This window comes from Mycobacterium sp. DL592 (assembly GCF_011694515.1).
Classification (GTDB): Bacteria; Actinomycetota; Actinomycetes; order Mycobacteriales; family Mycobacteriaceae; genus Mycobacterium.
The window spans coordinates 651,136-661,356 of the sequence record NZ_CP050192.1 but is presented as its reverse complement, the minus strand read 5'-3'; the positions used below and the strand labels follow the sequence as shown (position 1 = coordinate 661,356).

Genomic DNA, 10,221 nt, shown 5'->3' with positions numbered 1-10,221 from the left:
AGGTGCGGGTTGAGCCGGTCCTCGCTGTAAGTGATCTCGTTGGGTCGCGCGACGGTGCCGACGAACGGGTTACCGCCAATCGGAAAGGTGTTGTATTGGCGGTTCTTGACGATCGGCGCCAGGTACTGCGTGCACAGCTTCGAGGACTGCTCCCAGCCTTCGCGCGACGCCGCCTGGATTGAGCTGCAGATGAATTGGACGGTGTCGGCGAAGTTGACCGGGGCGAGGATGCCGGTGATCGCACTCTGTGCGGGCTGGTAGATGTTGGTGAAGTTCGCGAACACCGTCGGCGCGATGTGCAGGGCCTGTTTGACGTCGCCGCTGCTGTCGTTGAGCGCGGTGGTGATCGCGTTGAGGTGGTCGAAGGTGGTCCCGAGCCCGTCCCGGTTGTCGGCGACGAACCCGCGCAGATCGTTGACGGCGCCGTCGAGGCCCTTTGTCGCGCCGGCGATTTCGCCGGGGGTGTTGGACAGTACGGTGGTGACGTCGGCCAGGTTGGTGTTGAACGACGCCAGCAGGTCGCTGCTCGACGACAGCGCCGACACCAGCAGTTGCAGGTTCTTCACGGTGCCGAAGATGTCGGTGGCGTGGTCGCCCAGTGCCGAGGCGGCCTGGGAGAGCTTGAGCACCGTGTCACGTGCGGTATCGCCCTGACCGCGCAGGTTGTCCGCGGCGGAGTTGATGAACTCGCCCAGCGCGCTGGGGCCGCCCGGTGTGGTGGGCTGCAGTGAGCCGGTGAGTTTCTCGAGTTGCCGTCGCAGATCATCCCATTCGAGGGGAACGGCGGTCCGCTCGATCGGGATGGTCGCGCCGTCGGCGAGTTCCGGTCCGCCGTCGTAGGCCGGGATCAGCTGGATCGCCCGGGCGGAGACCAGCGACGGCGACAGGATCGCCGCCTTCACCTCGGCGGGCACCTGGTATTTGCGGTCGACGGAGAACGTCACCTTGGCTGCGGTGGGTTGCGGCTCGATCTTCTCCACGGTGCCGACCGCGACACCCAGGATGCGGATCTCGTCGCCGGTGTAAAGGCCGTTGGTGTTGGCGAAGTAGGCGACGTAGGTGTTCTGCGCGACATGGCGCCACCACGGTGTGGCCACCACGGTGATGGCGACCGCGAGGATGGCCAACAGGCTCACGCCCGTGGCGATCTGCGTCGCACGCCGATGTGTCGTGAGCATCAGTTCCTCCCGTCGGCCGGCGGCACCGGCGGGATCGACGGCGGCGGTAGCTCACCGGGTGCCGGCGCCAGGGCGGGCGGCCCTGGTGGTGGTCCGCCCGGAGGCGGTGCGGGCAGCGGCTCGCGGTAGGGGTAACGCGGGTCGCCCGGGTTGCCGGTGATGGCGTCGGGCAGGGTCAGATTCGGGTCGCCGCCCTGACCGGTGCGCGGATAGGGCACCGGCAGCGGCGGGGTGGCCGGCTGTCCGACGCCGGGTTCGACGAGTTGGGAGGGCACCTTCACATTCGGGTCCAGCCCCAGGTCGGAGAACGCCGCGTCGATGAACGGCTGGGAGAACTGGCCGGGTACGAGGTTGACCACGGATGCCTTGAAGAACGGTCCCGAGCCCAGCACCTCACCGAACGACATCGCGTAGCGCCGGAACAGATACAAGGTGCGCTGCAGTTCCTTCTTGCGGTTGTCCAGGATTGCCAGCACTCCGTTGAGCTTGTCGACGGCCGGTTTGAGCTGGGTACGGTTGTCGGCGATGACCGCGGAGATCTGCTGTGACACCGCGCTGATGTTGCCCATCAGGGCGTCCACCGAGTCACGTTGGGAGACAAGCTCGACCAGCAGCGCGTTGGCATTGGCGACCAGCTGGGCGATCTGCTCGCTGCGCTTGGCCAGTACGCCGGTGACCTTGTTGGCGTCGGCCAACAGTTCGCGCAGCTTCGCGTCCCGGGCGTTGAGGGTGTCGGAGAACTGCGCAACCCCTCGCAGCGCGATCTTCAGATCGGGCGGGGTGTCTTTGAACGTGTCGGCCATGGTGGTCAGCGCCGAGGACAGCTGCGCTGTGTCCAGCCCGCTGATGGTCGTCGTGAGGTCGCCGAGAGCGTCGGTCAGGTCGTAGGGCGAGCGGGTGCGTTCCAGCGGGATGGGCCCGTTCAGCGTGCCGTCGCCGCGCGGTGTCAGCTCGAGATACTTGGTGCCGAGCACGGTTTCGGTCTTGATGGCGGCTTCGGTGCGGTCACCGAGGTCCACCCCATCGCGAACCGTGAAGTCCACCAGGACCTTGGTGCCCTCCAGGCTGATGCCGGAGACCCGGCCGACCCCGAGTCCCGACACCCGCACGTCGCTGCCGGTCTTGATGCCGCCGGCTTCGGCGAAGTACGCGGAGTGGTCCGTCGTTCCTTTGATGAAAGGAATCTTGTCGTAGGAGAACACCGCGGCCACCAGGGCGGTGATGATAGCGACGCCGACGAGGCCAACGGTCAGCCGGTTGCGCTCGGCCAGCGGCTTGAAGTGCGGTCGCTTGAAAGTGATCCGGCTCATTTGGGTGTGCACCGCCCGGTGTCCTGTCCGGCGAGTTTGACGAACACGGGCTGACCGCCCTTTCCGTTGACCTTGAGGATCGCGTCGCAGAGGTAGAAGCCGAAGTAGTCCCCGTACAGGCCGTTTCGGGCCAGCACCTGGTAGGCATCGGGAAGGGTCTTGACGAGGTCGTCGACGAAATCGTGGTCGGCCATCACCTGGCCGGCGAACCGGTCGGTCTGGGTCACGGTGTCCTTTATCGGCTGGCGCGCGGCGGTCAGCAGGTCGGCAACCGAACCGGCCGCGGCGTTGATGTAGGCCACCCCGGTGCCGATGTCGGTCCTGCGGTCGGCCAGGCCCGCAACAAGCTGGGACAGCTTGTCCAGCCCGGTGCCGAACTGGTCGTCTCGCGCGGCGAAGGTGCCGAGCACCGTGTTGAGGTTGGTGATGACCTCCCCGATGAGCTGGTCGCGACCGGCCAGCGTGGTGGTCAGCGCCGAGGTCTGGGCGAGCACCGAGGAGATAGTGCCGCCCTGGCCCTGGAACACCCGCAGCAGCTGACCTGACAGGGCGTTGACCTGGTCGGGATCCAGCGCGCGGAACAGCGGCCGGAAACCACCGATGAGCGCGTCGACGTCGAGGGCCGGCGCGGTCCGGGTCAGCGGGATCGTCTGCCCGGGAAGGAGTTTGCGCACCGACCCGGCGCCCTCCTCGAGCGACAGGTAGCGGTCCCCGATCAGGTTCTCGTAGCGCACCACCGCGCGGGTGCCTTCGGTGAGTTGAAGCTCCTTGTCGATGGCGAAGTCGACGGTGACAGTGCCGTCCTTGTGCAGGGTCATGTCCTTGACCTTGCCGACCTCCACCCCGGCGATGCGGACGAAGTTGCCGCCCTTGAGACCCGAGACGTTGGAGAAGACCGCGCTATACGACGCGCGGGAGTCGAAGCGGAACTGGCCGAACACGGTGACCAGGATGAACGTGAAGATCAGGCACATCACGGTGAACAGCGCCACGCGGGTGGCCGTACGGACGGTCCTCGATCTCACGGCTGTCCTCCCGGCGGCGGTGGGTACAGCGGTGTGCCGTCGGGCGCGAATTCCGGTGCGCCGTATGCCGGTCCGCCCGGGTAGGGCGGCGGCGGTCCGGGTGCCGGCCCCCCGGGATAGCGGATTCGCGGTTCCTCCGGCACACCCTTGGTGGCCGGGAAGTAGTTGGCGAAGCCGGGGAACCCGATGCCGGGGTTGGGCCGCACGTCGAGGCCGGTTCCGAACCCGGTGTCGGTGACGAGGTACTTCACCGGGAAGTTCTTGCTGGCGTCGGGCAGCGAGCCGCAACTCGGCTTACCGCCGGGGCCGCCCTTGGCGTTGACGATCGGCAGGTTGTCGGGATAGCGGTAGGGATCGTCGCCGGCGAGCAGGGCGGCGTCCATGATGACCGATTTGCCGTTGCCGCCGAGGGCATCCCGGCCGCCGTGCTCGAGGAACCACTGGGCGCCCTGGAACAGGCAGGTGTAGGTCGGCGAGTACTTGAGGAACAACGCGGTGGTCGGGTCCAGGATGTTCATCGCCCGCACCAGGTTCGGCTGATTGGCCCCGATCGTGTTGATGCCGGACTGGGAGAACCCGACCGCCGACAGCAGCAGGTTGTCCACCGCGCCGGCGTTGGCGGTGATCGTCGCGCTGGTGGTGGTGAAATTGTCCAGTACGGCCAGAATGTTCTGCGCCGCATCGGAATAGGCCTGTGCGGTCTGACCGAACAACTGCCAGTCTCGTTGCACGGTGGGCATCCGCGGGTTGACCGCCAGCAGCACCGTATTGGCGCCGGTTATGGCCTGTCCGATTCGCTCGCCTTTGCCGCGGACGGCGTCGGCGACAGCGGTGAACACCGAATTGAGCTTGGCCGGGTCGATGGAGCGCACCACGGACTGCAGGTTCTCGAAAACGGTGTTCACCTCGACGGTGACATTGCGCGAGCGCAGCACGGCACCGGGGGCCAGGTGCCCGCTCGCACCGTCGGACGGCACGATGAGGTCGACGTACTTGGCACCGAATGCGGTGCTGGACTTGATCTCCGCCTCGACGTTGCCCGGCAGGTACTGGAAGGGGCCGGGGTCGATCTTGAGTTTCAGGGTGGAGAGGTTCTGCCCACCGGCGTGCTCAGCGCCGATCGAGGTGACCTCGCCGATCTGGACACCGCGCAGTTTGACCTTGGCGCCGTCCTCCATGACGAGCCCGGCGCGGTCCGAAACTACGGTCAGCGGAACCGTTTTGCGCAGCGAGCCGGAGAACAGCAGTGCGGTCAGCGTGGTGATGGCGGCGATGACGAGGATCAGCACCGGGGCCCACCAGATCGGGTCGATCTTTTCGCGTCGGGAGGAGTTCGCCACGTCTTACCCCGACAGGTGGAAGTTGCCGGACTGCCCGTACACGGACAGTGTGATGGTCAAGAGGATGAAGACGCCTGCGGTGATCGAGGTGCGCACTGCGCGGCCGACCGCCTCGCCGACGCCGGCGGGGCCGCCGGTGGCGGTATAGCCGTAGTAGGTGTGGATGGCCATCACGACCGCGGCCATCGCCAGCGCCTCGATGAACGACCACATCAGGTCGCTGGCATGAAGGAAGCTCGAGAAGTAGTGGTCGTACACACCGCGGGACTGGCCGTAGATGACGGTGGTGCCGAACCGGGTGGCCAGGAACGACATCAGCACGGCGACGGTATAGATAGGGATGACCGCCAGCACGCCTGCCACGATGCGGGTCGAGGCCAGGTAGGTGACGGCACGGATGCCCATCACTTCCAGGGCGTCGATCTCCTCGTTGATCCGCATCGCCCCGAGCTGCGCGGTGGCGCCTGCCCCGATCGTCGCGGCGAGGGCCACCCCCGCGGTTGCCGGCGCGATGAACCGGACATTGAGGAAGGCGCCCAGGAACCCGGTCAGGGCTTCGATACCGACGTTCGACAGGGTGTTGTAGCCCTGCACGGCGATCAGCGCGCCGGTGGACAGCGTCAGGAAGCCGACGATGACGACGGTGCCGCCGATGACGGCCAAGGCCCCGGTGCCCATCCCCATCACGGCGATAAGGCGCAGCACCTCGCCGGGATAGCGCCGCACCGCGTACGGGGTGGCCGCCAGGGCGCTGCCGTAGAACGCCGTCTGCTCCCCCAGCTTCCGGGTGAAGTCGACCAGCTTGTTGCTCTCGCTGGGGTCATGCGCGATCCCGCTCCGCTTCTCGCTGCGGTCATGCGCGATCCCGCTCCGCTTCTCGCTCATGGCGCCACCTTTACGCCGAAGGCGGTGGCCAGAATGTTGATGAGAAACAGCGCCATGAAGGCGAACACCACGGTCTCGTTGACGGCGTTGCCGACCGCGGTCGGTCCGCCGCCGACCGACAGACCCTTGTAGCAGGCGATCAGACCGGCCGACAGGCCGAACAGCAGCGCCTTGACCAGGGACACGATCACCTGGGGCAGGCCGGTCAGCAGCGTCATACCTGCGACGAACGCCCCCGGGGTGACGTGCTGAATGAAGACGACGAAGAAGTAGCTTCCCGCCAGGCCGACGACGGCGACCACCGAATACAGCATCAGCGCAACGAAAGTCGCGGCGATGACCCGTGGGACGACGAGGGCCTGGACGGGGTTTATGCCGATCACCTTCATCGCGTCGATCTCTTCGCGGATGGTGCGGGCACCGAGGTCGGCGCACATCGCGGTCGAGCCCGCCCCGGCGACCACGATGGCCGTCACGACCGGGCCCACCTGGGTCACCGACGCCAGCGCCGCCCCGGCGCCGGAGAGGTCGCCCGCGCCGACCTCGAGGAGCACGATGTTGAGGGTGAAGACGATGAGCACCGTGTAGGGAATCGAGAGCACCAGGGTGGGCACGATGGACACCCGGGCGACGAACCAGATCTGGTCGAGCAGTTCCCGCCAGGCGAACGGGCGGCGGAACATGGCCGCGAAGGTCTCGCCGACGAGCACCACGAAGTCTCCGACGGAGAAAACGGGCTTGGACCAGGCGGCGGCTTTCACCGTTGGCCGCCGGGGAAACGCGGGCGGAGCAAGGGCGGCGGCGGCATTACGGCCGCCGGGCGCCAGCACCCCTCTGCGGATCCCACATGCAGTCCTCTCCATCGCCAGGCTTGGGCCGGACGGTAGGAGAGTGCCGATTAGCTGTCAACGCACACCTACGCACAAGTGCGAGCGTCAATATGCACATCGGCAGGTCGCCGCAAAGCATTTGGTTTCGCTCAGACCGATTGAATCGTCGCGAGTAAAAGTGTTGTCCGCGGCATGAGAGAAGGCCTGCGTAGGCTGGGCTGGTGGCTGAAGCGGTCGATCCGTCCATCCCGCCGAGCGGAACAGGCTGCGTCGAGTGCGACGCGTCTGGCGGCTGGTGGGTGCACCTGCGGCGCTGCGCCGCCTGCGGCCACATCGGCTGCTGCGATGACTCACCGATGCGGCACGCCGCCGCGCACTGGCGGGAGTCAGGTCACCCGATCATTCGTTCCTTCGAACCGGGCGAGGACTGGTTCTGGGACTACGAAGACAACCAGTATTACGACGGCCCGCGACTGGCGCCCCCGGAGAGCCGGCCGGCCGACGAGACGGTGCCCGGCCCCCGCGGGCGGGTGCCCAGCGACTGGGCCGAGATCTTGGGCAACCGCGCGGACTGAATCACCGCGTCGGGACCGCCGCGACGGCGCAGGCACACGGTCGCGTAGACGTTGTCGACCCGGGTGATCGCGTCGTCGGTGACCACCACCCGCTTCTTGCGCAGCACCGAGCGCGTGCAGGCGATGAACGGCACCGGCGTCGCACGGTGGTCGTCACAGACCTGGACGCTGTCGTCGAATCTCATCCCGAGCTCGGACTGATCGAAGTACACCGTGTAGCGGATGGTGAACAGCCAGGTGGCGTCGGGACGCTGTTGGGCACGCACGATCAGAGAGTCGTCACCGATCCTCGCCATGGGTCCGATGGTCCTCCGCACACCGGGTCAAGTGTGGGAGCACACGCTGGGTCAGCCCGAAAGACCGGACTTCGGCATCTCTTTGGCGAATTCTTCGCTCATCCGCTCGGCGAACGCGTTGACCGCCCGCAGCGGCCGCAGCATGACGGTGAACTCGTCGATGAGGCCGTCTGGCCCGGTGTGCAGGAAATCGCAGCCGTTGATGTCGAGGTCGCCGACCTTGGCGGTGAAGACCAGCGCATGGTCGGCAGCGCCCTCGGCTCCGATCTCGCGGACGTAGGTGAGATCGGCGAACACCCGCGAGACCGCACGCAGGATCACCCCGACGGCGTCGCGGCCTTGGTAGGGCTTGTGCGCGATCGGGCTGCGGAACACCACGTCCGGCGCGAACAGCGCGGGCAGGGCATCGAAGTCGCCGGCTTCCACGGCGGCGCGAAACGCATGCATGACGGTGAGCATGCCACGCCAGACGGTCGACGGTCCCTAGTCGGTGATGACGCCGCCGCGCAACAGCTCCAGCGCGGTGCGGCAGAGCCGCTGCAATTCCGCCAGCGACTGGTCGTCACCGACCATCCACATTTCCATCGCGCCGAAGACGGCGGCCGCGATACAGCGGGCCGTCACCATGACGCGCAGCCGGTCGTCCACCCCCAGGTGCTCCGCGCTGTCGGCGAGTTGAGCGGCCACCGCGTCGGCGAACTCGGCCTCCACCTGGCGGGTGTGCCGGACGATGCTGCCGGGGTCGAGTTCTTTGGCGCGAAGTGCCGCGATCTGGGCGACGGCCTCCGGGTCGTACGGCGAGGCGTCGATGGCGGACTGCACGGACTCGAGGATCGGTTCCTCCGGCGAGCGCGCCTGCAACGCGGCGCGGAACCACTCCAGGCCGGCGTCATAGTCGGCGAACAGCAGGTCGTGCTTGGAGGTGAAGTGGCGGTAGAAGGTACGCAGCGACACCCCGGCGTCGGCGGCGATCTGATCGGCCGAGGTGTCCTCGACGCCTTGCGCGAGGAACCGCACCATGGCCGCACGACGCAACGCGTCGCGGGTGCGCTCACTGCGCGCCGTCTGAGCAGGCCGAACCACGGGGGACAACCTACCGCACGAGCATTTGTCAAAATTGACAAAACATCGATGCGATTGCTTTAGATTGACCAACCATGACGCTTCTCGTGCACGCCGTGCTCGCCGTACTCGTGATCGCCTGGGTCATTCAGTCCAACCCGGCGATCTTCCGCAAGCCCGTCAACGGGCCCGCGCTCAGCGCCCTGGAAGTGGCCTACTACGTGGCCGGTATCGCCTCGGTCGTGCTCGGCTGGTACTTCAACATCAAGTTCGTCCACCAGTACGCCGACGGCTCGGGCAATGTGTTCACCGGCAACGGAAGCTGGTGGCAGTTCATCACTCTGGGCTACGACAACCCGGCGGCGGCCTCGGCGAGCCAGGACTACACGATCGGCAATGTCATCCTGCTGCCGCTGTTCACCATCGTCGACGGGTACCGCCGCGGCATCCGCCGGCCGTGGCTGTTCTTCGTCTCCAGCCTGTTCACCAGCTTCGCGTTCGCCTGGGCCTTCTATCTGGCGACCGCTGAGCGCCAGCGCCGCCACGAGAAGGCGGCTCAGGCGATCGGCGCCAGCGTCGGGTAGTCGGTGTACCCCGCCGATCCCGGTGAGTAGAACGTCGCGACGTCGGGTTCGTTGAGTTCGGCACCGGCACGCAGCCGGTCGATCAGGTCGGGGTTGGCCAGAAACGCCCGGCCGACGGTGGCGGCGCTGATGACACCCCAGTCGGCGAGATTCTCCAGTTGGCAGAAGCTGGTCTCGATCTCGCGACCGGTGTTGAGGACGAACGTTCCCGGCCACAGTGCGCGGATGGTGCCGAAGTCGTCGGAGTCGGGGTCGATGAGCACATGCAGGTACGCCAGACCGAGTGACGAAATGCGCTCCAGCAGAGCCTCATACGCTGAGATGGTGTCGACCTCGTGAACGTCTCCGGCATTGTTTCCGGGAGAGATGCGCACCCCGACCCGGTCGGGGCCGATCTCCTCGGCGACGGCTTCGATGACCTCGGCGGCCAGGCGCGCGCGGTTCTGTGCCGATCCGCCGTAATGGTCGGTGCGGCGATTCGTGGCATCAGCCAGGAATTGGTGCAGCAGGTATCCGTTGGCCGAGTGGATCTCGACACCGTCCATGCCGGCGTCGACCGCGCGGCGGGCTGCGGAACGGAATTGCGCTATCACACTGGGGATTTCGTCGGTCTCGAGAGCGCGCGGAACCGGCAGCGGCTTCTTGCCTGCTGGAGTGTGGGCGAGCATGCCGGCGGCAATCGCCGACGGCGCCACTGTTTCGGCACCGCTGATGTCGGGGTGCGCCATCCGGCCGACATGCCAGATCTGCATGAAGATCAGCCCGTCGCGCTCGTGCACGGCCTGGGCGACCTGCGCCCACTTCTGCTCGTGTGCGTCGGTGTAGATACCCGGGGTGTTGCCGTAGGCGCCGTTACCGGCCTGGGAGACGGCGGTGGCCTCGGTGATGATCAGGCCCGCGGCGGCGCGTTGCGCGTAGTACTCGACCTGCAGGTCAGACGGTGTGCCATCGGCCTGGGCCCGGCTGCGCGTCAGCGGCGCCATGAAGATCCGGTTGCGGGCCGTCACACTGCCCACGGTGATCGGCTGGAGCAGGGCTGCGTCGTCGGCCAGGGTGTAGGTCATGCCTGCCTCAAGTGCAGGCGGGCACCGATTCATTCCCGGTGCGGACCTTCGGGTTTCCTGAGGAATCGTTCG

At 67.0% G+C, this 10,221-nt stretch carries 12 protein-coding genes; 2 read left to right on the top strand and 10 right to left on the bottom strand.

Annotated features, from left to right (window positions below; all coding sequences use genetic code 11):
• From HBE64_RS03255 to HBE64_RS03230, 6 genes are all read right to left on the bottom strand, one after another.
• A partial coding sequence (locus tag HBE64_RS03255; RefSeq protein ID WP_167097725.1) for an MCE family protein occupies positions 1 to 1,178 on the bottom strand: 1,178 nt, incomplete at its 3' end.
• Positions 1,178 to 2,488 carry an MCE family protein gene (locus HBE64_RS03250; protein WP_167097723.1) on the bottom strand — a complete coding sequence of 437 codons (1,311 nt, stop codon included), beginning with the start codon at positions 2,486 to 2,488 and terminating at the stop codon, positions 1,178 to 1,180. The genes HBE64_RS03255 and HBE64_RS03250, both read right to left, overlap by 1 nt.
• Positions 2,485 to 3,462, bottom strand: a complete 978-nt coding sequence (locus HBE64_RS03245) for an MCE family protein (RefSeq protein WP_243841602.1) — start codon at positions 3,460 to 3,462, stop codon at positions 2,485 to 2,487. The genes HBE64_RS03250 and HBE64_RS03245 overlap by 4 nt, the downstream gene beginning before the upstream one ends.
• Positions 3,463 to 3,509: 47 nt before the next feature.
• Positions 3,510 to 4,853: an MCE family protein gene (locus HBE64_RS03240; RefSeq protein ID WP_167097719.1), complete on the bottom strand. Its 1,344-nt coding sequence runs from the start codon at positions 4,851 to 4,853 to the stop codon at positions 3,510 to 3,512.
• Between the two features lie 3 nt (positions 4,854 to 4,856).
• The gene (locus HBE64_RS03235) at positions 4,857 to 5,738 is read right to left on the bottom strand and encodes an ABC transporter permease (RefSeq protein ID WP_243841480.1); all 882 of its coding nucleotides are present in this window, start codon (positions 5,736 to 5,738) and stop codon (positions 4,857 to 4,859) included.
• Positions 5,735 to 6,421, bottom strand: coding sequence for an MlaE family ABC transporter permease (locus HBE64_RS03230; RefSeq protein WP_371744164.1), 687 nt, complete (start codon positions 6,419 to 6,421; stop codon positions 5,735 to 5,737). Before HBE64_RS03230 ends, HBE64_RS03235 begins: the two co-directional genes overlap by 4 nt.
• Positions 6,422 to 6,789: 368 nt before the next feature.
• On the opposite strand from HBE64_RS03230, the gene HBE64_RS03225 reads away from it, so the two are divergent.
• Positions 6,790 to 7,143, top strand: a complete 354-nt coding sequence (locus HBE64_RS03225) for a UBP-type zinc finger domain-containing protein (protein ID WP_167097716.1) — start codon at positions 6,790 to 6,792, stop codon at positions 7,141 to 7,143.
• Here HBE64_RS03225 and HBE64_RS03220 read toward each other — a convergent pair.
• Genes HBE64_RS03220 through HBE64_RS03210 form a run of 3 tightly spaced genes read right to left on the bottom strand, consistent with a single transcriptional unit; the run spans position 7,026 to position 8,522 of the window.
• Positions 7,026 to 7,439: a hypothetical protein gene (locus HBE64_RS03220; RefSeq protein ID WP_167097714.1), complete on the bottom strand. Its 414-nt coding sequence runs from the start codon at positions 7,437 to 7,439 to the stop codon at positions 7,026 to 7,028. The two genes, HBE64_RS03225 and HBE64_RS03220, sit on opposite strands and share 118 nt — an antisense overlap.
• A 51-nt stretch (positions 7,440 to 7,490) precedes the next feature.
• Entirely contained in the window at positions 7,491 to 7,886 is a 396-nt protein-coding gene (locus tag HBE64_RS03215) for a nuclear transport factor 2 family protein (RefSeq protein WP_167097712.1), read from the bottom strand.
• A gap of 36 nt (positions 7,887 to 7,922) precedes the next feature.
• Positions 7,923 to 8,522 (bottom strand): TetR/AcrR family transcriptional regulator, encoded by a 600-nt coding sequence (locus HBE64_RS03210; protein WP_167097710.1) that lies wholly within the window; start codon positions 8,520 to 8,522, stop codon positions 7,923 to 7,925.
• A 74-nt stretch (positions 8,523 to 8,596) separates the two neighbouring features.
• Between HBE64_RS03210 and HBE64_RS03205 the strand changes: the two genes are divergently transcribed.
• The gene (locus tag HBE64_RS03205) at positions 8,597 to 9,085 is read left to right on the top strand and encodes a DUF2834 domain-containing protein (protein ID WP_167097708.1); all 489 of its coding nucleotides are present in this window, start codon (positions 8,597 to 8,599) and stop codon (positions 9,083 to 9,085) included.
• Here the strand turns inward: HBE64_RS03205 and HBE64_RS03200 are convergent.
• Positions 9,058 to 10,149: an alkene reductase gene (locus tag HBE64_RS03200; protein WP_167097706.1), complete on the bottom strand. Its 1,092-nt coding sequence runs from the start codon at positions 10,147 to 10,149 to the stop codon at positions 9,058 to 9,060. The genes HBE64_RS03205 and HBE64_RS03200 overlap by 28 nt on opposite strands.
• Positions 10,150 to 10,221: the final 72 nt, after the last annotated feature.